Annotated in this window: 19 protein-coding genes and 1 pseudogene; 9 read left to right on the top strand and 11 right to left on the bottom strand. The window is 40.8% G+C overall.

Annotation, left to right across the window (positions count from 1 at the left end; translation table 11 throughout):
- Positions 1 to 11: 11 nt before the first annotated feature.
- The 6 genes from kam1_RS08360 to kam1_RS08335 form a co-directional block, all read right to left on the bottom strand.
- On the bottom strand, positions 12 to 476 hold the full coding sequence (locus tag kam1_RS08360; protein ID WP_039720970.1) for a universal stress protein: 465 nt from the start codon (positions 474 to 476) through the stop codon (positions 12 to 14).
- A gap of 267 nt (positions 477 to 743) precedes the next feature.
- Positions 744 to 1,886, bottom strand: coding sequence for a signal peptidase I (gene lepB, locus kam1_RS08355; protein ID WP_039720972.1), 1,143 nt, complete (start codon positions 1,884 to 1,886; stop codon positions 744 to 746).
- Positions 1,883 to 3,703, bottom strand: a complete 1,821-nt coding sequence (gene lepA / locus kam1_RS08350; RefSeq protein ID WP_039720973.1) for a translation elongation factor 4 — start codon at positions 3,701 to 3,703, stop codon at positions 1,883 to 1,885. The genes lepB and lepA overlap by 4 nt, the downstream gene beginning before the upstream one ends.
- A 252-nt stretch (positions 3,704 to 3,955) precedes the next feature.
- Entirely contained in the window at positions 3,956 to 4,942 is a 987-nt protein-coding gene (locus kam1_RS08345; RefSeq protein WP_039720974.1) for an aldo/keto reductase, read from the bottom strand.
- 235 nt (positions 4,943 to 5,177) lie between these two features.
- Positions 5,178 to 5,846, bottom strand: coding sequence for a lysophospholipid acyltransferase family protein (locus kam1_RS08340; protein WP_039720975.1), 669 nt, complete (start codon positions 5,844 to 5,846; stop codon positions 5,178 to 5,180).
- 86 nt (positions 5,847 to 5,932) lie between these two features.
- Positions 5,933 to 7,270 (bottom strand): hemolysin family protein, encoded by a 1,338-nt coding sequence (locus kam1_RS08335; RefSeq protein ID WP_235276898.1) that lies wholly within the window; start codon positions 7,268 to 7,270, stop codon positions 5,933 to 5,935.
- 314 nt (positions 7,271 to 7,584) lie between these two features.
- Here kam1_RS08335 and kam1_RS08330 point away from each other — a divergent pair, with 314 nt between their 5' ends.
- From kam1_RS08330 to kam1_RS08310, 5 genes and pseudogenes are all read left to right on the top strand, one after another.
- On the top strand, positions 7,585 to 8,910 hold the full coding sequence (locus kam1_RS08330) for a bifunctional folylpolyglutamate synthase/dihydrofolate synthase (protein WP_039720977.1): 1,326 nt from the start codon (positions 7,585 to 7,587) through the stop codon (positions 8,908 to 8,910).
- A gap of 40 nt (positions 8,911 to 8,950) precedes the next feature.
- On the top strand, positions 8,951 to 9,628 hold the full coding sequence (locus kam1_RS08325; RefSeq protein ID WP_039721078.1) for an HAD family hydrolase: 678 nt from the start codon (positions 8,951 to 8,953) through the stop codon (positions 9,626 to 9,628).
- 94 nt (positions 9,629 to 9,722) lie between these two features.
- Positions 9,723 to 10,373 carry a succinate dehydrogenase cytochrome b subunit gene (locus tag kam1_RS08320; protein ID WP_235276905.1) on the top strand — a complete coding sequence of 217 codons (651 nt, stop codon included), beginning with the start codon at positions 9,723 to 9,725 and terminating at the stop codon, positions 10,371 to 10,373.
- A 15-nt stretch (positions 10,374 to 10,388) separates the two neighbouring features.
- Positions 10,389 to 12,343, top strand: a pseudogene (locus kam1_RS08315) (fumarate reductase/succinate dehydrogenase flavoprotein subunit).
- Positions 12,340 to 13,101, top strand: coding sequence for a succinate dehydrogenase/fumarate reductase iron-sulfur subunit (locus kam1_RS08310; protein ID WP_039720979.1), 762 nt, complete (start codon positions 12,340 to 12,342; stop codon positions 13,099 to 13,101). Before kam1_RS08315 ends, kam1_RS08310 begins: the two are co-directional and overlap by 4 nt.
- Here kam1_RS08310 and kam1_RS08305 read toward each other — a convergent pair.
- Genes kam1_RS08305 through pstS form a run of 5 tightly spaced genes read right to left on the bottom strand, consistent with a single transcriptional unit; the run spans position 13,084 to position 18,152 of the window.
- Positions 13,084 to 14,238 (bottom strand): bile acid:sodium symporter family protein, encoded by a 1,155-nt coding sequence (locus tag kam1_RS08305; RefSeq protein ID WP_143958377.1) that lies wholly within the window; start codon positions 14,236 to 14,238, stop codon positions 13,084 to 13,086. The genes kam1_RS08310 and kam1_RS08305 overlap by 18 nt on opposite strands.
- Positions 14,239 to 14,285: 47 nt before the next feature.
- Positions 14,286 to 15,107: a phosphate ABC transporter ATP-binding protein PstB gene (pstB, locus tag kam1_RS08300; protein ID WP_079254232.1), complete on the bottom strand. Its 822-nt coding sequence runs from the start codon at positions 15,105 to 15,107 to the stop codon at positions 14,286 to 14,288.
- Between the two features lie 14 nt (positions 15,108 to 15,121).
- The gene (gene pstA, locus kam1_RS08295; protein WP_039720980.1) at positions 15,122 to 15,961 is read right to left on the bottom strand and encodes a phosphate ABC transporter permease PstA; all 840 of its coding nucleotides are present in this window, start codon (positions 15,959 to 15,961) and stop codon (positions 15,122 to 15,124) included.
- A gap of 2 nt (positions 15,962 to 15,963) precedes the next feature.
- Positions 15,964 to 16,989 carry a phosphate ABC transporter permease subunit PstC gene (gene pstC, locus kam1_RS08290; protein ID WP_039720981.1) on the bottom strand — a complete coding sequence of 342 codons (1,026 nt, stop codon included), beginning with the start codon at positions 16,987 to 16,989 and terminating at the stop codon, positions 15,964 to 15,966.
- Positions 16,990 to 17,009: 20 nt separating this feature from the next.
- Complete coding sequence (gene pstS / locus kam1_RS08285) at positions 17,010 to 18,152, bottom strand: phosphate ABC transporter substrate-binding protein PstS (protein WP_039720982.1); 1,143 nt, start codon at positions 18,150 to 18,152, stop codon at positions 17,010 to 17,012.
- 961 nt (positions 18,153 to 19,113) lie between these two features.
- On the opposite strand from pstS, the gene kam1_RS08280 reads away from it, so the two are divergent.
- From kam1_RS08280 to kam1_RS08265, 4 genes are all read left to right on the top strand, one after another.
- Positions 19,114 to 19,449 (top strand): hypothetical protein, encoded by a 336-nt coding sequence (locus kam1_RS08280; protein WP_039720984.1) that lies wholly within the window; start codon positions 19,114 to 19,116, stop codon positions 19,447 to 19,449.
- Positions 19,450 to 19,456: 7 nt separating this feature from the next.
- The gene (locus tag kam1_RS08275; RefSeq protein ID WP_235276914.1) at positions 19,457 to 20,341 is read left to right on the top strand and encodes a polyprenyl synthetase family protein; all 885 of its coding nucleotides are present in this window, start codon (positions 19,457 to 19,459) and stop codon (positions 20,339 to 20,341) included.
- Positions 20,342 to 20,442: 101 nt separating this feature from the next.
- Positions 20,443 to 20,934 (top strand): FKBP-type peptidyl-prolyl cis-trans isomerase, encoded by a 492-nt coding sequence (locus tag kam1_RS08270; RefSeq protein WP_143958376.1) that lies wholly within the window; start codon positions 20,443 to 20,445, stop codon positions 20,932 to 20,934.
- Between the two features lie 256 nt (positions 20,935 to 21,190).
- Positions 21,191 to 21,865 (top strand): lipoate--protein ligase family protein, encoded by a 675-nt coding sequence (locus tag kam1_RS08265; RefSeq protein WP_039720986.1) that lies wholly within the window; start codon positions 21,191 to 21,193, stop codon positions 21,863 to 21,865.
- Position 21,866 lies beyond the last annotated feature (1 nt).

Here is a 21,866-nt window from a genome sequence, read left to right as displayed (position 1 = left end):
TTTTCGTTGTTTTAGGATTCTTCTGAAGTCGAGCGAATCAATAAAATAGGAGCTTTTGCTTTCTTCCTTACAGGAATGGCTGTAGAGCCCCAAAAAATTGATCCTACTAAGCCATGGCAATGGCTTCCCATAACTATCAAATCGACTTTTTTTTCTATGGAGACCTCAGCAATATGACTTGCGGCATCTCCATATTGGATGATGATTTCGGTATCGATGCCTTTTTCTTGGAAAAGCTTGGCTACTGCCATTAATTTTTCTTTATTGATGGCCATTTCTTTAGCCATACTGTTTTCGACCGTTTCGTTAGAAACCACCGTCCATGATTCATATCCAGGAAATGGGAAGGCAAAACCCGCCATGACATGGAGAAGATAGACTTTGGCTTTGAGAAAAAAAGCAAGCTCTTTTACATGAGCAATGATTGGGAAATCTTTTTCATTATTTTCCAGGGCTAAAAGGATCGTTTTGTACATGAAATTAAAAAATGGCTATATTCGCATAGAGAGAAATAATTTTTTTTGTGCACTTCTTTAAAAAAAATATACGATCTAGAAAAAACAGCTAATAGAATAGAATGTTTTTGGGATTGAGTTCTGTTTGTATCGGAGCAGCAGCTGTGTCTTCTATAGCTATAGCTGGCCTTGGCTTTGCTGTATGGAGCTATTATAAAAAAAGAAAAAGTTATCTTTTATAGTTTTCTTTCTTTCTGCACTTCTAGCTTTGATTGCCAATCTGTTTTGTTAATGGATTATTCCCCATCTTTTATTGAAAGGCCAGTAGACAATAAATCCGGTGCCCACAAGATTTTGCATGGGCACAGGCCCCCAAAATCTACTGTCGAGACTATCAGGACTGTTATCCCCCATCGCCCACAGGCATAGTGGTGGAACAGTATAGGTTTCGGTTGGATCGACTAAATATTGTTGATTAGGTAAAATGACATAGCCTTGATAGCCATCTTTTTGCGATTCAATTTTTGCCATCATCTGATTAGGGGGAGTCGCGGATCCATTGATCAATAAAAATGGAGGCCGAATTTGGAGTGTATCGCCCCAGATCCCTACGCATCTTTTGATATAGTATTGAGAGCCTTCGATTCCTTGGAGTCGCAGATTAGCCTCAATTCCCTCTATCCCAGTTGTTTTAAATACGATAACCTCTCCCCGTTTGGGAGGACGAAAATGGTAGATCAATTTATTGACGAGGACTTGATCTCCTGTATCTACTTCAAAATTCAAGACATGGTTTTTGGGCTCGAAGGACAAACCAGGACGAACGCCAAGCTTATACTCTAAAAGGTGAGGATTAGTCCAGAGGTAAGACTGTTCTCCACTATCGAAGGTAAGTTTAGAGTATTCAAAAAACAAAAACTTCCCTCCTTCGATTTTTTCGAGTGTTCCTCCTTTTTTTAAAGAAAGGCTATGGTAGCTTTTGCCAAGAAGAATAAAATCCACAAGCCTTTGGATGAAATTTGGAGGTTTTTCGTTTCTTTCGATAACCTGGATTCCGTACAGCGTCGGTTTCATGGAGTCTGTAGGAATTTTAAAAGGTTGCAAAAAATAAGCCCGGATAGCTAAAGCGACCACTAGCGCTACGAAAAGCACTTCGATGTTTTCTTTCCATCCAGCCCACTTTGATTCAGGAAAAAGAAGATGAAATAATTTTTCTCCTTCCTCCACGAGTGCCTCTAGATTACTATTCTTGTGAGCATGAATGACAGATTGAAACCTTTGGAAATAATCTTGAACTTGTTTGATTTGACTTTCGTTAAGTAAGTCTTTGCGATAATTAAACTTTCTTCGAAAGTCTTTTAAAAATTGTAAAGCCAATTTTCTATTTTTTTTGGCTTGTGCCTCTTTCTTGTTAAGAAGTAGGAAATTCATGATTGTTTTACGTCTGTTTTAAGGATTTCCAGAAAGGCTTCTTGAGGAATATCAACTTTACCAAATGTCTTCATCCTTTTTTTGCCTTCTTTTTGTTTTTCTAACAGTTTTCTTTTTCGTGTAATATCTCCCCCATAACATTTAGCCGTTACATTTTTTCCAATAGCTCCTATATCTTCTCTAGCGATAATTTTGCTTCCTATGGCAGCTTGAAGGGCAATCTTAAAGAGATGTCGTGGAATGCGTTCCTTCAGTTTCTGAATGATCGCTCTGCCTCGGGACTCCGCTTTGGATGCATGGACGATGCAGCTTAAAGCTTCAATCGGTTCCCCATTGACTAAAATATCAAGTTTTACCAAATCACTGATCCGGTAACCTGCTGGTTTATAATCCATTGACCCGTAGCCGTGGGTGATTGATTTTAGCTTATCATTGAAATCCACAAGAATTTCGTTTAATGGGAAGAGGCAGTGGAGGATCACCATATTTTGATCGAGGGTTTCTGTAGTCTCACAACTGCCTCTTTTTTCAGAAATAAGCTGCATCAGCTCCCCGATATTTTCAGAAGGAACAATTAAATAAGCCTTTACTAAGGGCTCTGCGATGTGCTCTATGGTTGAAGGATCAGGGAGTTTGGAAGGATTATCCACTTCCAGGATTTCTCCGGAACGCAAATAGACTTTATACACAACACTAGGATAAGTGGTCAGTATGTCCACCCCATATTCTCTTCTTAGTCTTTCTTGGACTATCTCCATGTGAAGAAGTCCTAAGAATCCACAACGGAATCCCGAACCCAGGGCGACCGAACTTTCTTGACTGATAGTAATTGCTGGGTCATTAATTTGCAGTTTTTGAATTGCATTCTTAAGTTTTTCAAACTCAGAGGAGTTTAGCGGATAGATTCCGCTGAAAACCATAGGTACAATTTCCTGGAAGCCAGGCAATGGAGAGGTAGTTCCACCAGTTTCCCAAGTTATCGTATCGCCGATTTTAATTTCGGAGGGATCTTTAATATTTGCAATAACGTAGCCAGAATTGCCTTCATATAATTCTTCTTCGGGCACCATTTTGGGGTTGAAAATGCCTACTTCTTTTACTTCATAAGACTTCTTTGTCGATAAAAGGAGAATTTTCTCTCCTTTTTTAATTTTTCCAGAAAACATGCGAACATAGAGAATGACTCCTTTAAAAGGGTCATAAACGGAGTCAAAAATTAAGGCTCTGAGAATTTGGTCGGGGAAAGCTTGTGGAGGAGGAATATGGCGAATGATCGCTTGGAGAATTTCATCAATACCAATGCCTTCTTTCCCACTTGCAAGGATGGCTGTATCAGCTGGAATAGCAAGAATTTCTTCTAGTTGCTTTTTTACAAGCTCAGGATTTGCCGTTGGCAGATCGATCTTATTAATGACGGGGATAAGAACAAGGTTATGTTTTTCTGCTAAGAAAACATTAGAAACCGTTTGAGCCTGAATTCCTTGTGTCGCATCGATGACTAAAAGGGCTCCTTCACAGGCCGAAAGGCTGCGAGAAACTTCATAGGAAAAATCGACGTGTCCAGGGGTATCGATGAGATTGAGTTGATAGTATTGCTTGTCTTTGGGATAGAAATAGGTCATGGTTACGGGATGGGCTTTAATGGTGATGCCTCTTTCTCTTTCTAGGTCCATGGAATCAAGCATCTGATTTTGTAGCTTGCTTTCAACAACGGTTCCCGTAATCTGCAGAAGCCTATCCGAAAGCGTCGTCTTCCCATGGTCTACATGGGCGATAATGCAGAAATTTCTAATTCTTTCTCTTGGGATTTTTTCCATTTTTCAATGTAAAGGTGAACCCACTTCAATGATCCATTCGACAAGATATAAGAGAAGCTAGTTTTTAACCAGCCATTGGGTAATTTTCAACAAAATCTTTTTCTTTTTTGCCTTCGAAGAAGAAATTAAATACCAATCCACCAAAACGCTGCTTTTCAATATAGCGGTAGAGAAAAGACCGTTCAATTTGTTTTTATCTTTTCCTCACAGAAGAAAAGAGGATGGATAAAAGCAACAAAAGGTAACCGGAAATTAGCCTTCTATAGGAGCCATAAATTCAGGACCTATAGGTTGAGGGATGGTTTCGGTAAGGATCTTATCAATCAATCGAAGGTCTTCTTGAGTTAAACTCCAGCCTGTAGCGCCAAAGGCTTCCTCTATCTGGCTTGGACGTCTGGCTCCCCAAAGCACAACAGACACTCCAGGCTGCATCAGAGCCCAGCAAGCAGCAAATTGTGCCAAAGATTTCCCGTAGCGGGTAGCAATTGGTCTAAATTTTTCCACAGCTTGAAGATACCGAAGAAAATTCTCGCCTTGAAACTTTGGATCTATTTTTCTCAGATCCCCATCGGGGAAAGTGGATTCAGGCCGAAATTTTCCTGTTAACAATCCCCTGCAGAGTACGCCATAGGTCAGGGTTGCGATCCTCTCTTTAATACAATAAGGTAAAAGTTCTTTTTCAATTTCTCTTTCGAACAGATTATAGGGCGGTTGATTCGTATGAATGGGAGCGGCCTTTTTGAAAAGTTCCATTTGCCTCGGTGAAAAATTACTGACCCCTATAGCCCGAATTTTCCCTTGTTCCTTTAATTTCCAAAGACACTCTGCTGTTTGTTCAAAAGGCACCTTGGAGTCTGGCCAGTGGACTTGATAGATATCGATGACGGAAAGACCAAGGCGCCTTAGACTATCCTCGATTTCCTGTTTGATTCTAGTAGGAGAAGAATTTCTTCTAATTTCCCCACGCTGATTCCATTCAAGACCAAATTTAGTAGCGATGACAATAGGTTTGGATTTTCCTAAGAGTCGAAGGGCTTTGCCAACTATTTCTTCTGCTTTTCCAAAACCATAAATGGGAGCGGTATCAATGATGTTGATTCCCCCCTCAACAGCTTTGATTATTGCTTGGATAGCTTCTTTTTCATCGATTCCTCCCCACATCCATCCACCCATTACCCAGGTGCCAAGAGCGATTCGGGAGACTTTTTCGGCTATAGCAGGAATTTGAATGTAATCCATAGTGTTTTTTTTTCTATTCAGTTATTTATTTCTTAATTAATGGTTAGTGAAAAGCTTTTGGAATGTATTTAATTGCCTCCTAACCAAAAGGCTTCTTTCCAATTCATTTCTCCTTTTAGCCATATGCTGATGGACTATTCTTTCTATTGCTTGCAAGATATTCAATAAGTAAAGGCCACAAGCAGCTCTCTCAACAACCTGGTTTATTGACGTATCAGCTCTTTCATACTTTTACTTACCTAGAAAGCGCTATCGATAATTCGGTTTTCAGTTCAAGCAGTTTATCTTCGGTTATATTTTTGGGGATCGAAAACATAGGACCTACAAAAATGGTACACTTGCTAAATGGAAGAGGAATTTGAAAGCGATCCCAACTGTTTAATTCTATTTTTTTTTCAAGATGATAACTGACAGCTACGATGGGAAAGCCAGAAAGCCTGCTTAGTTGAAGCACCCCCTCTTGAAAGGAATAACAAGGGCCTCGAGGGCCATCAGGGGTGACCGCTATATCAAATCCTTCTTTTTTAGCTGCTTGAATGGCTCTTTTAAAAGCCGAAATGCCTCTTTTTGAAGAAGAACCTGAGGCTGGGAAAAGATTGAATTGTCCTAAGAGTCGACTCAGAAATTTGCCGTCGTTACTACCGCTGACCATGGCAATGAGCTTTCTGGACGGAAAATGTTTTCTGTATAGATAAGGCATCAGGAAAAGGCGGTTATGCCAAAAGGAGAAGATAAGCGGTGTATTAGGGGGAGAGCTGACAATTCCAAAAGGATCATGGAGCTCATAGCGGAGCGTTTTTGCTAAACTGCGAATGAGACTACCTGCGAAAGCAGGAGAAAATTTCCCTCTTGCCCATTTCCTAGCTTCTGTGATCAACGAAGAGCTAAAAATGATGTGGGACATAGGTAGGGAAAAAACTTATTTTATTTCAAAAAAATTACTAAAAAATATTTTTCTTATTTTCCAATGACAATAACGAAATTGAATTTTTAGTGTTCTGCTTCAAAGAAGCTTTCCTCATCGGTTGGCTCTTGGATCCGAATGAGTTTGACTCTTTTTATCTTCTGTGGACTTACCTCTTCAACGACAATATTAAATCCATCAACCGAAAACATTTCAGATTTTTTAGGTTGTCTTTTTATTTTCTCAAAACACCATTCAGAAACTGTTTGAGTCGTGTCAATGGGCAGAGGCCAGTTTGTTTCATTGGCTAAATCTCTTAAGGGGAGATCTCCATCTACCACTGCGTACTCTTTGGTCAGTTCATAGATTGGTCCCTTCTCAATGTCAAATTCGTCTCGAATGTCGCCTACTAACTCTTCCAACACGTCTTCAAAACTGACAAGGCCAATAACTTTTTCATTTTTATCCTTAACAATTGCCAGATGAGTTCTGGCCTTACGAAATTTTTCAAGCATTACGGGCAAAGGGGTAGAGGGAGAAAAAATGAGAGCGGGTCGTAGAATAGAAGAAAGTTTTGTTTGTTCTCCAAGCGTTATATATTGCCATAGAAGTTCCTGAAGAAGGACCATCCCAACCAGATTATCGATAGACCCTTCACATACGGGGAAGCGACTATAACCGGATCGTTGAGCAATTTTAAGATTTTCTTGAATCGGTTGATCAAGCCAGAGAACAACCACCCTATCTTTTGGAATCATTACTTGTTGGGCGGTCGTATTTTTGAGTCGTAGTGCTTTGATCATGATCCGGTTAATTAGTTCATCAAAAGGATGGGCGTGGGCTGAATGCATGATGATTTGTTGGAGTTCATCCATAGAGATGCTCTGGCCCAAGCGTCCAGTTGTCTTAGGAGGTTCAAATCCAAGAAGCTTGAGAGCCCAATTAGCAGAAACGTTAAGAATAAAGATCGCAGGATAAAAAAGAATAGAAGAAATAGTAAGGATGGGGCTTGTAAAAAGAATAATCTTTCTGGCATATTGAAGCGCCAAAAACTTTGGGGCTAATTCGCCAAGAGCAATAGACAAAAAGGTAATCAAGCAGAGGGCAAACAAATAGGAAAGAGAATTTAAAGTGATATCATGAGAGATGCCTAATCGGAAGAGCAGGGCTTTTATCCATCCAGCCATAGCCGGTTCTGCTATCCAGCCTAAGCCTAGGCTAGAAAGGGTAATCCCAATTTGGGTAGCTGATAAAAATAGGGTTGGATTTTGAACGATCTTTAGAGCTAGAGGTAGCCGCCAATCTTTTGTTTTTAAAAGAAGTTTCAGTTCCGTTATCCTTACTTTGATGATGGCGAACTCGGCCGCAACGAAAAATCCGTTTGCAAGGATGAGAAAAACAATAAGCAGGGGTTTCCAGCTCATTTCAAACCAGTTGTTCATGATGGATACAAGACAGCAGTTCAACGGGAAGGGACAATAAAAAGGAAGTTGCTAGAGGAAAATCTATGGATGATGATGCTACCAGTTTACTCACTTTAATTTTTCAATCAATAAATATAGCAGTGGAAAAAAGTGAAACGGAAGCTACAAAAAAAGAAGGAATAAGGGGTTGCACGGTGTGAGGTTCCTTTTTAATTTTTCGCAACATGTAAAAAAAACAACAGAGAAGATAATTTTTCTTATCGAACCCATTCTCAAGCATAAAAGATTAAAAAAACTTAAAAATTTCAACCGGAATGAATAATCCTTTTTCGCAAGATCCATTCTATAGGCAAGCTCTTAAGTTCCTTGGTCAAACCAGAACAGTAGGGATGAAACTTGGCTTGCAAAACATTATAGAGCTGGCCGAGGAAATGGGAAATATTCATGAAAAAATGAATTTTATTCATATTGCTGGCACTAACGGCAAGGGTTCTACAGCTGCATTTATTGCCTCAGCATTGAAAAGGAGTGGATATAAAACCGGTCTTTATACTTCGCCTCATCTCGTTACTATCAGGGAAAGAATACAGATTAATGGGCATCCAATCTCTAGGGAACAATTTAGTCATTGGGTCTTGGAAATTCAAGAAAAGATTGAAAGGATGAAACAAAGAAAGAAGGATTTTGCCTGTACCTTTTTTGAAATTATTACAATGGTAGCCATTTTAGAATTTTTCAGGTGCAAGGTGGATTGGGTGGTTTGGGAGACGGGGCTGGGCGGTCGTTTAGATGCCACCAACATAGTCAATCCTAGACTTACTATCATTACCAACATCGACTATGATCATACTCAATTTTTAGGAGACACTTTAGAATCGATTGCGGAAGAAAAAGCTGGGATAATCAAAGAAGGGGTTCCTGTGATTGTGGGCAAAATGCCTAAAGAAGCCTTGGCTGTCATAGAAAAGAGGGCATTGGAAAAAGGGGCAGAGCTCATTGATATCTGCCAAGTGGTGGGGATGAAACCCATAAAAATGGACTATGAAAGGCAATGGGTGGAAATTGCGAATATTCCTTTTTGTTTAGGCTTAACTGGAATCCATCAACTAGAGAATGCAGCCTGTGCTTTTGCTGCCCTTCGCCTCCTTTTTGCTAAGGAAAATAGTATGGACATAAAGAGGATGCAGGAGGGATTTAGAACGGTTTGCTGGCCTGGAAGATTCCAAGTCATTCGCAGAGCTCCTTTGTGCATTATCGATGGAGCCCATAATGTGGCAGCGACAAAGCAGCTCGTTGCAAACTGGGAGCAGATTGTTGGAGCCGAACCTTATCATTTAGTTTTTGGAGTGCTACAAGACAAAAACTTTCCTATGATGGCTCAAATTCTTAAAAGGAAAGCCGCAAGGGCAACTTTGATCAAACCACCTACCTCTAGAGGTCTAGAACCAAAAGAACTCCTTCCTTATTTTGATGGCATTACAACACAAATCTGCCCCTCCTGGGCTGACTTTATGGCCTCCATGGATGGTTCCTTAGAGCCGATTTTAGCTACTGGCTCCCTTTACTTAATTGGCCAAATTTTGGTCGAGGAATACGAAGGCAAAGAAGAATTCAAATGGAATGAATTATTAGATGGATAAGAAAGCACCTATTTTTTTGTCGGTGGCGTGCAGAAAAAAAATGAAAAGGCCGGCTATAGTCTTCGATCTAGTGGGAACACTGTTACAGACAGCATTGCCTGTGGGCGTCGTTTATTCGAAATTGCTTACAGAATACGGCATTAGAAGCGATCCAAAGGTTATGCACGATAATTTTATAAAAGTTTTTGATCTTTTTAAGTTTCGGCCTCAAGGAACGATTCCCAAAGATGGGAACGACAAAATGTTTTGGGAAAAAATTGTCAAAACGGTGCTTCAAGAAAGTGGGATTCCTCTGGGTTCTTTCTTTTCTGATTATTTCAATAAACTGTATGCTTATTATTCCAAAAAAGAGGCTTGGAAGCTTTATCCAGAGGTTGTGAGCGCTCTTGAAAAGCTCACTTCCCTTGGTTTCCCTCTGTTTGTTGCATCCAATTGGGATAGTCGTGCTCGAACAGTCCTGATGGAATGGGGGATAATGCCATTTTTTTCAGACATTTTTTTATCCGCAGAATGCGGAGTGGCTAAACCAGAAGCATTGTTCTATCACTTAATTCTTTTAAAAACAAGGCAAGTGAGTTCAACAGTTTTTTTTGTCGAGGATGACCCTCAGATGCTGCCGCCATACTCAGAAAAGATCCGCTTTTTTCTTTTAAAAAGACCTATTACAAATCTTTTCGATCTTTTATCTCAGCTCCAAAAAAGCTCTTCTGATCAATGAGAATGATTAAAAAAAAGAATTGCCCACAAAATTTATTTTATTATTATATTTTTTGATGTCATCCCAACCACCTCGATCCTTTTCGACTATAGGCTTGAAGTTCATTTTAGGGCTTAGTGGCTTAGTTTTATTCCTTTTTCTAATAGTTCATATGCTGGGGAACTGGCAGGTCTTTCTGCCTCCCTATTATATGAACGTGTATGCTTATTATTTAAAATCGAATCCTGTAGTTCTTTGGTCCGTGCGGTTATTCCTTCTTGGAGCATTGATTGTTCATGTGAGCACCGCCATAAAATTATGGAAAATTAATCGAGCGGCTCGGCCTCAGCCCTACAAACTTTTACTTCCAAACCAAGCCAGTTTTGAGTCTAGGACTATGATAGTCTCTGGATTGATCGTATTAGTTTTTATACTCTTCCACCTCTATCATTTTAGTTTTAAAGGTCCACCTTTTGGATTTTTCAAAAACTTTCTTTTCCCCTTATCGAAACAAATGATCCCAGACGTTCGAACGATGGTCATCGTGGGATTTCAGAATCCCTGGGTAACCTTGTTTTATGTTTTTTCCCTATCTGTTTTGTTCCTCCACCTCCGGCATGCCTTAGAAAGTTTTCTTAACTCATTGGGGTTTGTGAATAGCAAATCGCTACCCTGGGAAAAAATCGTTGCGCATGCCTTTGCTTTAATTTTATATGTCGGCTTTCTTATCATCCCAATGGCTATTTTTTTGAGGCTAATTCATTAAGAAAAGAGAGTAAAAATGCAAATTTCGGCTGTAGCTCATGGAAGAGATGTTGAATTTCCAGTACCAGATGCAAGGATTCCTTCTGGTCCATTAAGTCAGAAATGGCAGAAGCTTCAACGAAGTATCTCGCTTGTTTCTCCCAATAACCGTCCAAAATATAGAATCATTGTAGTAGGCACGGGTTTAGCGGGATCAGCCGCTGCTTCAGCGCTTGGAGAGCTAGGCTATAATGTGGAGTCTTTTTGTATTCAGGACAGTCCAAGGCGGGCTCATAGTGTGGCTGCGCAGGGAGGAATAAACGCAGCCAAAAATTACCGTAACGACGGCGATAGTGTGTATAGGCTTTTCTATGAAACGATCAAAGGGGGGATTTTAGAGCCAGAGAAGCCAATGTTTATCGTCTGGCTGAAATCAGTACGAAGATCATCGATCATTGTGTAGCTTTGGGGGTCCCTTTTGCTAGGGAATATGGAGGCATGCTAGCAAATCGGTCATTTGGAGGAGTTCAGGTTTCAAGGACGTTTTATGCCAGGGGAGCTACTGGCCAACAGCTGCTCCTTGCTACTTATAGCGCTTTATGTAGGCAGATAGCCTTAGGGAAAGTAATAATGCATCCTCGGACAGAAATTCTGGATATTGTTCTGGTCGATGGGCATGCGAAAGGGGTTATTGCGCGGGATCTTGTTTCAGGAGAAATATCTGCTTATAGTGCTGATGCGGTAGTATTGGCGACGGGTGGATATGGAAATATCTATTATTTGTCGACCAATGGCCGTGGTTCTAATGCCACCGCTATATGGAGAGCTTTCAAAAGAGGGGCAGCTTTTGCTAATCCCTGTTTTACTCAAATCCATCCGACCTGTATTCCTGTATCTGGAGATTATCAATCAAAACTTACCCTGATGTCTGAATCCCTTCGAAATGACGGCCGGATTTGGGTTCCTTCTAAAAAGGACGATAAAAGGGCTCCGGAAATAATTCCTGAATCGGAACGAGACTATTTCCTTGAAAGACTTTATCCAGCCTATGGCAATCTTGTTCCTCGAGACATTGCTTCAAGGGCAATAAAAAGAATCTGTGATGAGGGCCGAGGCGTTGGACCCGGTGGACAAGGAGTCTATCTTGATTTTTCGGATACGATCAAACAGAAGGGAATAGACTATCTTAAAGAACGATACGGTAATCTTTTTGATATTTATAGAGATATCACCGGAGAAAACGCCTATAGGACCCCAATGCGAATTTATCCGGCAGTTCATTATGTCATGGGAGGATTATGGGTGGATTATCATTTGATGTCTACCATTCCGGGCTTATTCGTTCTTGGAGAGGCGAACTTTTCGGATCATGGTGCTAACCGTCTTGGTGCTAGTGCCTTAATGCAAGGGTTAGCCGATGGCTTCTTTATCTTACCTGTCACTATAGCCGATTATTTGGCTAGAGTAGGACCTAAGAAAATCTCCACGGAGAGATCAGAGTTTATAGCCCAACAACAGGAGGCGGTGGAAAAGAACAAAAAACTTTTGTCTATTCAGGGGAAAAAGACAGTTAGTCAGTTTCATAAAGAACTTGGGACAATTCTTTGGAATCGATGCGGAATGATACGAAATGGCAGTGGTCTAAAAGAAGCCTTATCCCAAATTATAGAACTAAGAGAGCAGTTTTGGAAAGATGTGAAGGTGGGAGGGGCAAACGAAGGACTTAATCAATCGCTTGAATATGCTTCAAGACTGAGTGATTACTTAGAACTTGCTGAGCTGATGTGCATGGATGCGGCAAGCAGGGAAGAATCCTGCGGCTGCCATTTCAGAGAAGAATATCAAACCCCTGAAGGAGAAGGGATAAGAAACGATAAAGATTTTGCCTACGTGTCTGTCTGGTTTTATAGAGGAAAAGAAAATACACCCTTGTTAGTCAAAGAGCCTCTTGTTTATGAGGAAACCCAATTTGCGATCAGAAGTTACAAATGAAAATACGATTGAAGATTTGGCGTCAGCCCTCTAGAGCTGCAAAAGGGGATTTTGTCTTTTATGCCTTAGATGGACTCAATCCCAATATGTCTTTTCTCGAAATGCTTGATTATCTGAACGAAAAACTGATATCCGAAGGCCAAGAACCTGTTGCATTTGATTCTGACTGTAGGGAAGGCATATGCGGTAGCTGCTCCCTGATGATCAATGGGAAACCCCATGGCCCAGGCTTTGGAATTACGACCTGTCAACTCTATCTGCGGCAATTTCAAGATGACCAAGAAATCATTGTGGAGCCTTTTCGAAGCCGAGCGTTTCCAGTGATCAAGGATCTCATTGTCGATCGTTCAGCTTTGGACAGAATTATGCAGGCAGGAGGATTTATTTCCACCTTGGTTGGCCAAGCTCCTGAGGCCAATAGTATTGCGATACCGCATGACGTTGCAGAGAAAGCCTTTGATGCTGCCCATTGTATCGGTTGTGGTGCCTGTGTGGCTGTTTGTAAGAATAGTTCAGCTTCCCTGTTTGTGGGAGCGAAAATAGCACATCTTTCTTTGTTGCCGCAAGGTCAGCCAGAAAGGCGAAAACGGGTGCTTCAAATGGTTAGACAAGCTGACAAAGAAGGATTTGGAGCTTGTAGTTTTACGAAAGCCTGTGAGGCTGTTTGTCCTAAAGCAATTTCGGTTGAAGTCATTTCTAGAATGTATCGGGAGTATCTAACAAGCGCTTGGATGCAGAAATTAGGGTGGATTAACTGAGCTACAGTTTTTGAATTTTTGGGTCAGCTGTTTTCCTTTTATGATAGCGGGACCTTCTGTGGAAGCTCCAAGAAGATTGTCTTTCTTGGTCCATGAGGAATAAAAAGCAGCAGCCAGAATCTGCTGAAAAAGGTTGTAAAGAATGATAGGCAAGATAATGGAAGGTTGATTGCCAACGACAGCATTGCTAAGGACTAGCCCCATCCCATTGTTATTCATGCCAAGAGCATAAATGAGGGAGCGCTTTGTAGGCTCACCAAAATGAAAGAGAGCTCCTATCCATTGGCCAGCATGGAATCTTATCAAGCAAAGGAGAAAGACGACGATGCCGATTAAAAGAAAAAAATCAGTATCAGGCTTGTGTATTATAAAAGGAAGGGCGGTAGCAGCATTGGAATAAATTAGAACCAACAAGTTTATTTCGTTGAGTGGTTTAATAATCCGGATGACTTTTTCATAAAGTACATTTCCAGATATCAGTCTAGCAAACATTCCTAAAAAGGAAGGGATGACAATGTCTAGAATGAGGAATTGGCTGTTGATCTGATGACTAATATGTCCGAATAGCTCTGGTTTATAGGTTCCTCCCAAAACTTTTGCTGCCTGAAAAATCATTGGAGTAAGAAGGGGGCTGAGGAGAGTCGAAAAGAAGACTAATCCAAGGCTAAGAGGGATGTTAGCGTTTGAATTTTGCGACCAGCCAATGGTAGAGCCGGCAATAGGCATGGCTATAATCAGGATGAGACCCACAAAAAGATCGTACCGTTCCTTTGGATTATGCCATAGGCTGGAAATAAACCAATAAAGCGAAACGAACAGACAAGGGACTATTAAATTAAAAAAAACGCCTAGGATCAAAGGCAGTGGTTTTGACAATTGGGTTATGAATTCTCTGATTTTTACCCCAAAGCCTCCATTGAAAAGCAGGATAAAGAGCTGGAATATTGGAAAAGTAATCTCTTCTCTCACTCCTAAAAGATTCCAATGAAAGAGGGTTATATCCCTAAGCTTAAGACCAGTTTCTGGGAATAAAGCAGCCAGCAGGTAGGAGAGAATCAAAAAGATAAAAAATTTTTTATGAATTAAATCAAAAAGCCTATGAAAGCCCTTTAAAAGAAGCCTTGGCAAATTGTGCATAATGCTTGGTTTTTGAAGAAAAGTTTTATCTTTTGTGAAAAAAACGATCAGCCAAATCTCCCTGTAATATAATCCTCTGTAAATTTGTGCCGAGGATTGGTAAAAAGTTTCTTTGTTGAATCCATTTCAATCAGCTTGCCGCCGAGGAAAAAAGCCGTATAGTCTGATGTTTTCCCTGCTTCCTGCAGGTTATGAGTGACTAGGACAATGGTGTAGTTTTTTTTGAGACTGACAATAAGCTCTTCGATCTGAGCGGTGGCAATCGGATCAAGGGCTGAACAGGGTTCGTCCATTAGCAAGACTTCGGGCTGTACAGCAATTGCACGGGCTATACATAGCCGTTGTTGTTGTCCACCAGACAGACTTGTGCCTGGAGCCTCCAGTCTGTCTTTTACCTCATCCCATAATGCAGCCATTCGAAGGGACTGTTCGAGTCTTTCTTCTAAAAAGGATCGATTGCGGATGCCTGCTAATTTCAATCCTATCAAGACATTTTCTTCTATGGACATAGTAGGAAAGGGAGTAGATTTTTGAAATACCATTCCTACCCTTCTTCGAATCAAAGTTGGATCGACATCCGGAGCATAAATTTCTTTACCCATCAGTTTCACTGAGCCTTCGACTCTAACTCCGGGAGATAATTCATGCATACGATTGAGACAGCGTAAAAACGTCGATTTCCCACAACCACTCGGTCCAATAATAGCAAGAATCTGTTGATAGAAGATATTCATCGAGATATTAAAAAGAGATTGCTTCGTACCAAACCAGACATTTAAATCACGAATCTCAAAGGCGAAGGAGCCTGTTGGATTGGAGTCTGGATTGGAAGGGGAAGAAGGATAAGAAAAAGGACTTTTATGGGTCATGTGTTATTTTTTTGTTAGCTATTCTTCTTTAAGAGGATTCGTACAGAAAGATGAAGGAGAAATATCAATAAAAGTAGCACGAGGGCACCAGCCCAGGCATCCTTGTGCCACTGTTCATAAGGGGAAATAGCGTATTCAAAAATCTGCAAGGGCAGGGCTGAGATGGGTTCATCAAGTCTATAGGTCCAATATTGATTCCCAAAAGCGGTGAAGAGTAGAGGAGCTGTTTCTCCAGAAATTCTAGCAAGGGCTACGAGAATTCCAGATAAAATGCCCTGCTTCGCTGTTTCAATCAAGACATAACACACTACTTTCCACTTTCTTATCCCTAAAGCCAGGGCAGCATCTCGCAGTTCCTTTGGCACAAGGAGAAGGGATTCTTCGGTAGTCCGTAAGACGAGGGGGATAAATATAAGACTTAAGGCAATCGAGGCAGCTATTACAGAAAATCCATGCATTGGAGAAACAATCCAACCATACACTAAAATTCCAATAACAATAGATGGAGTCCCATTGAGAAGATCGGCAGAAAATCGAACGATTTTTCTTAGCTTCTCATTGCCATATTCAGCAACAAATACCCCACTGAGAATCCCAATGGGAGTGCCGATCAGAAAAGTTAAACCCATCAGAATAAGGGTTCCCACTATGGAATTTGCCATTCCTCCTCCTTTTTCTCCAATCGGTTTTGGCAATTGAGTGATAAAATCGAAATTAAAGGAAGAGGCTCCTGCAACGATCAGATAAACTAAGATAAGAACAAAGGGTAAGATAACAAAAAAGGAAGCAAAGGCACAGAGCAGCTTAATAAGGATATTTTCGAATTTTCTCAATCGATAAAACGCAACCCTCATATTTAACTTAAATTTTTCTTTTGGTTTTCTTTTCCAAACAACTTAGTGAAATCCAAGGGTTCCAATCCATGGATGAAAAGCTGTGCGAGCAGATTCACTACGATAGTTATTGCCCCTAAAAGGAGCGCAATTTCATAAAGAGCACTAATGTGAAGTTCGGATGTTGATTCAGCAAATTCATTGGCAAGCACACTGGATAGAGTATAGGCTGGAGACAAAAGCGAAAGAGAAATCTCGGGCCTATTGCCAATAACCATGGTTACAGCCATGGCTTCTCCTATTGCTCTGCCAAGTCCGAGGATAGCAACACCCAAAAGCCCTTTTCTGATAAAAGGCAGGACTCCGATGCGGATCGATTCCCAGTGAGTAGAGCCAAGAGCAAAGACTGCTTCCTTATAAATAGATGGAACCGATTTGATCATTTCTATGGTAACGGAGATCATGATTGGAAGAATCATGATAGCAACAACGAGAGAGCCGGAAAGCAAACTCACTCCATAAAAATTACCTTGGAATAAGGGAAGAAACCCTAAGTAGTCTTTGAGAAAAGGGACAACATATTTTTGCAACCAGGGGATAAGTTCAAAAAGAGCCCACAGTCCCCAAACAACGCTAGGAATGGCAGATATTATTTGGATCAAGATAATGAGGGGCTTTTGGATCCATCGTGGAGAAAATTCTGTAAGGAAAAGAGCTGTTCCAATGCCTAAGCAGGATGCGATCAATAATGATAATCCAGAAGACATGGCTGTGCCATAGAGAAAGGGTAATGCCCCAAAATGGCCAGATACAGGATTCCAATCATGATTAAACAGAAAGGAAAGCCCGAATTTGCTGACAGATGGCATGCATTTTGTCGTGAGCTCATAGGCTGCAAATACGAGCAAAGTAGGCAACGTAAAAGCACAACAATAAACAAGAAGAGTAAACACATTTTCTTTGAATTTTTGCCCTCTGTTGGGGTGCGCTAGCTCAAAAGGATCGTTATTGGCTGTATTGTGCTGCGAAGAAAAAAGCATCCTTCCCATAAGCGCTCTATTCGATTTATTTATTTATTTTTAAAAATGGCTAGATTTGGACAACTCATTTTACACTCTTTTCCTAGTAAGAGCCAATAAGCCCCCCGTTGGCTCCATGGAAACACAGACAGAGAATTTTTCCTTTTCACTTCCTCCAGTAAATTCAAAACATTTTGCCGAAGAGAGGAAGGCAAGGGGGCATAATCCATCGGCAGGGCGTACGTTTGGCCATCGGTTAAAGCCCAAGATAAAAATTTAATAAGACATTCTAATCTTAATGGAGGAGTCGAGTTAATATTCAGCAAAATCCAAGTCAGCCCGGCGATAGGATAGGCACCTTCTTCAGCTGAATCCGTTAAGGAGATCCGAAAGTCTTTGTGATCAAAAGACCGAGGAAAGGCTTTTGTGACACTATCCATGGAAGGGGCCACATACTGCCCAGTTTGGTTTTGAATCGCTGCCATGGAAAAGTCGTTTTGTAGAGCATAAGCCAATTCGATATAGCCAATGGCCCCATGGATTGTTTTAATGGCCGCAGCAACTCCAGCATTGCCCTTGGCACCTATACCAATCTGCCAACGTACCGAAGTGCCTTTTCCTGCAAGAGTGGCCCAGCGTTGACTTATTTTAGAAAGATATTCTGTAAAGATATAAGTCGTTCCACTCCCGTCTGATCGGTGGATTACGACAATAGGAAGATCTGGTAGGGTCGCTTGTGGATTTAAAGAAACAATTCGAGGATCGTTCCATCGGGTTATTTCACCCAGAAAGATGCCACTGATGGTTTCTTTATTGAGGTTTAAAAGGGGAATATTTGCCACATTATAGGCAATTACGACAGCCCCAGCTACTGTTGGAATATGGATGACTTCACTTGAAGAGCCAGTGAGGAGAGTATCAGGAATTGGACTATCGGAACCGGCAAAATCTATGGTATGGCTTAAGAGCTGATGAATCCCTCCTCCCGAGCCTATAGGTTGATAGTTAAAGCGGACAGAAGGATCGATTTTAGTGTATTCAAAATACCATTTCGAATAGAGAGGATAGGGAAAGCTACCCCCAGCACCATTGAGAATAGGAGGGCTGTGTCCAAAGAATAGCCCGCTCATTCCTAATAAATACGGAATGGTTAAAACTCCTAAAAAGAAGGTAAGTTTTTGAAAAAAAGACATTTTATTTATCCACGACTTGTGGATGCTTTATTATCTTTGTTCTTTTCAATCCTCTGTAGAGGAGGCCGTATTGATGAAACCTTATTATTATTACAATGTTTTCTTTGAAATCCAAACAAAATTAGGATTCGTTTTTTTTGCTCTTACCCATTTAATACCAAGATCTCCCTATTCTTTCTAAAAGTCTAATGGATCTACTCCAAAGGAGCATTTGAAGGAAGCAGCGCCTGTTCTTTATTGGGGATAGACAAGAAAGACTTTTAGAAAAGAATTTGACGTTGTAGAGGCAGCAAAGCTTTGCATGCGAAAGAAAAAAGGCATTGAGAAAGCTCTATCTTCTTTCCTAACAATATATCTCAAGGGACCTGACTAGTTCAGAAACCAAAGGGCAGGAATTGATTTCGTAGAGACGAATGCTCACAGCAAACAGAGAACGCTTGAGCGAAAGTTGAATAAAGCAATGGAAAAGGAAGGGAGCAATTCTCTTCTTGCAAAATTCTTGCAAAAGCTTTCTTCAGGCTTTATTCAATGTTGGTTATGTGGCAAAAAAAAGACTGGTTAGTACGAGTAGCAGAAGAAAAATAGCTGGAAGCACATTGTTGCTTAGGCTTGGGGTGTGGAAAAACTCTAACTTATCCTTTAATAGGAGAGGAGAAGAAGCTCTTGGAGGTCTTATACAGTGGATGCTTTGTAGTTAGGAGGAAAGTAGGAGGAAAAAAAGAGAGGCTTGGAATGGAGAGAAATAAGGCTTTTGTGATAGGACTGACTTTTAGATATTGTCAAAAGGGGCTTGAGCTGCTAAATCAAAACCTCCTTCCAAAGAAAGGCAAGGAGGAAAGAGGGATGGTAGCTTTCTTCTAATCGAAACTTGTCATTCCTTTTTTGATTTTTTCCTTAAGAGCAATCATGGGGAGTAAATAAACAAAAGAAAACATTGGTACATAGAATACAGAAGCATACTATGCTTGAGGATTATTCACAGAGAGAGGAGGAGGGAGTCCCAAGAAAAGAGAAAAAAAGAGTTCTTATCGTGGTGAAAGCTGATCCAGAAAAAAGTCATCGCTTTGCTGAGGCATTGAGGGTAGCTGCTGGATTAAGCATGCATCCTTTTCTTTCTGTTATCCTGGTTTTAAAAGATGATGTGTTAAAAAAGTTGAATAGTGGAGATTTTTCGGTATGGATGGATTCTGAAATTATTGAAAGTGCATGGGCGGAGTTAAAAGAAAATGAATGTCCAATTCTCTCTCAAATTCCGCCCAAAGAGAATATCGATTGTTTAATCCAATTTGATGGATGATAAGGCTATGGAAATCGAAGCTTATATTGCAAAGCAGCAAGGGATCGTAGAGTCGGCTTTAAGAAAATATGTTACGGACAAATCGAAGAAGCCCAGAATCCTTCATGAAGCTATAGACTATAGTTTATTTTCTGGGGGCAAGCGGCTTCGGCCAATTCTTTGCTTAGCTGGGGCTCATACTGTTTGCATGACAACAGATTGTGCCTTGCCTATGGCATGTGCTGTTGAATGCATTCATACTTATTCTTTAATTCATGACGATCTTCCCAGCATGGATAATGATGATTTTAGACGGGGCAAACCTTCCCTCCATAAAATATATGGAGAAGCTATGGCTATTCTTACTGGGGATGCCTTGCTAGCTCTTGCTTTTGAGATTGCCAGCTTATGCTCTCCGTTAGGATCTAACTATCCATTATCCACGATGATTTGGGAGCTAGCGAGGGCTGCAGGCAGTCGTGCCTTAGTGGCTGGCCAAGTTGCTGACTTAGAATCCGAAGGCAAGGACATCGGTCTGATCCAGCTTCGTTATATTCATTGTCGGAAAACAGCAGCGCTCATCACTGTGGCATTGAGATTAGGGGCAATGAGTGCCAATGCCGATGAAAAAACCTTAAGGCTCATAACAAAATATGGAAGATCGCTTGGATTGGCTTTCCAGATCATAGACGATATTTTAGATGTCACTCAAACCACTGAGGTTTTGGGGAAGAGTGCTGGTAAAGATCAAAAAGCCAAAAAAGCTACCTACCCAAGAATTATGGGACTTGAGTATTCAAAAAAAGCGGCAGCCTACTATACCCAAAAATCTCTCTATTATGCCTCAGCTCTTGGAGAAAACGGCAGACTCCTTTCGGAGTTAGCTAATTATTTGCTGGCAAGAAAAAGATAAACAAAGAGGCCTTTTTTGCTTTTGATTCCTTTCTGTTCGCTAGCAGGCCATCAAAAAAACGATCTTGTATGTGAGAGGAAATCTACTTATAGATAGGAGCAATGAGTGCAACCCCTTCTTATTTTTTTCTTAAACGGATTTTCATTGTGCTTTTTTTTGTTGGAGCTCTAATTTCATTTTCAGGCCGTAGCCTACTCTTTGGCCAGGATGATTTTTTTGCTGCAAAACCTTTTCACGAATCAGATTCTGAAAAAATCGTTACCACCCCATCAGGCCTCAAATATATCGATTATACTGTTGGATCGGGCAATCCCGTAGCTCCAGGAAAAAGAATTACTCTGAACTATGTGGGAAAGCTAGAAGATGGCAAGATTTTTGATAGCTCTCTTTCCAGGGGTAAACCGTTTAGCTTTGTTCTGGGCGTGAGTCGAATGATTAAAGGCTGGGAAGAAGGGGTTTCCACAATGAAAGAGGGAGGGAAAAGGCGATTGATTATACCTCCAGATTTAGGTTATGGGACTGAAGGAGTAGAAGATGTCATTCCTCCGAATGCCACTTTGATTTTTGATATTGAAGTACTGAAAGTAGAATAAGTTTTTTCCATCTTTTTTTTCTTGGACACATAGCTCTACGCGAAGAGAGAAGCCTTCTAGTTTTACGAACAAAAAACTGGCTCAAAAGCCTCTATTTTGTCATAAGGAAATAAGTGGCATCTTTAGAGAATGTACGAGCCCCTCTTATAGGATTGCCTACTTAGGCTTAAGGAACTTCTCAGTGGAAGCGGGCTAGACGTAGCTCAAAGCCAAGAGTGTCATTTATTGAAAAGTTATGTAAAATAGTAGCAAGACAATGAAGCATCCACAGCAAAGCTGGAGCTTGGTTATCGAAGGGCCTTTTCATGGGGAATTCAATATGGCCCTTGACGAAGCCTATCTGGATTTTGTTTCTGCCCCGCTGTTGCGGATATACCAGTTTTTAGAGCCAATGCTATCGATTGGCTATTTTCAAAAATGGAAAGAAGTTTCTCCTGATACCAAATTTGTCCGCCGTTATACTGGCGGAGGGGCCGTCCAACATGGAAAAGATTGTGTCTATGCTTTGGTTATTCCTAAGGATCATTTTTTCTGTAAGGTTGCTGCCACAGATACCTATTTTTCTATCCATAAGGCGATTGGGGTGGGAATCAGTAAGTTAGGATTAGAAACCACCCTTTATGGTGGGGAAAAGAAACAGGAAGGGGCTTTTTGTTTTCAGAAACCAGTGAAACATGACTTGATGTGGGGACAGGAGAAAATTGCAGGGGCGGCGCAAAGAAGAAATCGCAAAGGCTTGCTTCATCAAGGAAGTGTTCAGCTTCCTAAAGGCATTTTCTTTGATGAAATGCGTAGAGCGATTGTTAGAGGCTTTGAAGAGACTTTTGGCGTTTATTTTCAGCAAGATGAAATCTCTGAATCGGTCTGGTCATTGGCCAAAGAACTCGAACTAAAAAAGTACAAAACCGAAGCGTGGAATTATATGCGTTAAA

This window comes from Methylacidiphilum kamchatkense Kam1 (genome assembly GCF_007475525.1).
GTDB lineage: Bacteria > Verrucomicrobiota > Verrucomicrobiia > Methylacidiphilales > Methylacidiphilaceae > Methylacidiphilum > Methylacidiphilum kamchatkense.
This window is presented reverse-complemented; position numbering and strand designations above follow the sequence as displayed.

What these genes read in the sequence shown, in the direction of transcription:
- kam1_RS08360 (WP_039720970.1), bottom strand. Translation starts at nt 476, where the DNA reads ATGTACAAAACGATCCTTTTAGCCCTGGAAAATAATGAAAAAGATTTC.
- lepB (WP_039720972.1), bottom strand. Translation starts at nt 1,886, where the DNA reads ATGAATTTCCTACTTCTTAACAAGAAAGAGGCACAAGCCAAAAAAAAT.
- lepA (WP_039720973.1), bottom strand. Translation starts at nt 3,703, where the DNA reads ATGGAAAAAATCCCAAGAGAAAGAATTAGAAATTTCTGCATTATCGCC.
- kam1_RS08345 (WP_039720974.1), bottom strand. Translation starts at nt 4,942, where the DNA reads ATGGATTACATTCAAATTCCTGCTATAGCCGAAAAAGTCTCCCGAATC.
- kam1_RS08340 (WP_039720975.1), bottom strand. Translation starts at nt 5,846, where the DNA reads ATGTCCCACATCATTTTTAGCTCTTCGTTGATCACAGAAGCTAGGAAA.
- kam1_RS08335 (WP_235276898.1), bottom strand. Translation starts at nt 7,270, where the DNA reads ATGAGCTGGAAACCCCTGCTTATTGTTTTTCTCATCCTTGCAAACGGA.
- kam1_RS08330 (WP_039720977.1), top strand. Translation starts at nt 7,585, where the DNA reads ATGAATAATCCTTTTTCGCAAGATCCATTCTATAGGCAAGCTCTTAAG.
- kam1_RS08325 (WP_039721078.1), top strand. Translation starts at nt 8,951, where the DNA reads ATGAAAAGGCCGGCTATAGTCTTCGATCTAGTGGGAACACTGTTACAG.
- kam1_RS08310 (WP_039720979.1), top strand. Translation starts at nt 12,340, where the DNA reads ATGAAAATACGATTGAAGATTTGGCGTCAGCCCTCTAGAGCTGCAAAA.
- kam1_RS08305 (WP_143958377.1), bottom strand. Translation starts at nt 14,238, where the DNA reads ATGCACAATTTGCCAAGGCTTCTTTTAAAGGGCTTTCATAGGCTTTTT.
- pstB (WP_079254232.1), bottom strand. Translation starts at nt 15,107, where the DNA reads ATGACCCATAAAAGTCCTTTTTCTTATCCTTCTTCCCCTTCCAATCCA.
- pstA (WP_039720980.1), bottom strand. Translation starts at nt 15,961, where the DNA reads ATGAGGGTTGCGTTTTATCGATTGAGAAAATTCGAAAATATCCTTATT.
- pstC (WP_039720981.1), bottom strand. Translation starts at nt 16,989, where the DNA reads ATGGGAAGGATGCTTTTTTCTTCGCAGCACAATACAGCCAATAACGAT.
- pstS (WP_039720982.1), bottom strand. Translation starts at nt 18,152, where the DNA reads ATGTCTTTTTTTCAAAAACTTACCTTCTTTTTAGGAGTTTTAACCATT.
- kam1_RS08280 (WP_039720984.1), top strand. Translation starts at nt 19,114, where the DNA reads ATGCTTGAGGATTATTCACAGAGAGAGGAGGAGGGAGTCCCAAGAAAA.
- kam1_RS08275 (WP_235276914.1), top strand. Translation starts at nt 19,457, where the DNA reads ATGGAAATCGAAGCTTATATTGCAAAGCAGCAAGGGATCGTAGAGTCG.
- kam1_RS08270 (WP_143958376.1), top strand. Translation starts at nt 20,443, where the DNA reads ATGAGTGCAACCCCTTCTTATTTTTTTCTTAAACGGATTTTCATTGTG.
- kam1_RS08265 (WP_039720986.1), top strand. Translation starts at nt 21,191, where the DNA reads ATGAAGCATCCACAGCAAAGCTGGAGCTTGGTTATCGAAGGGCCTTTT.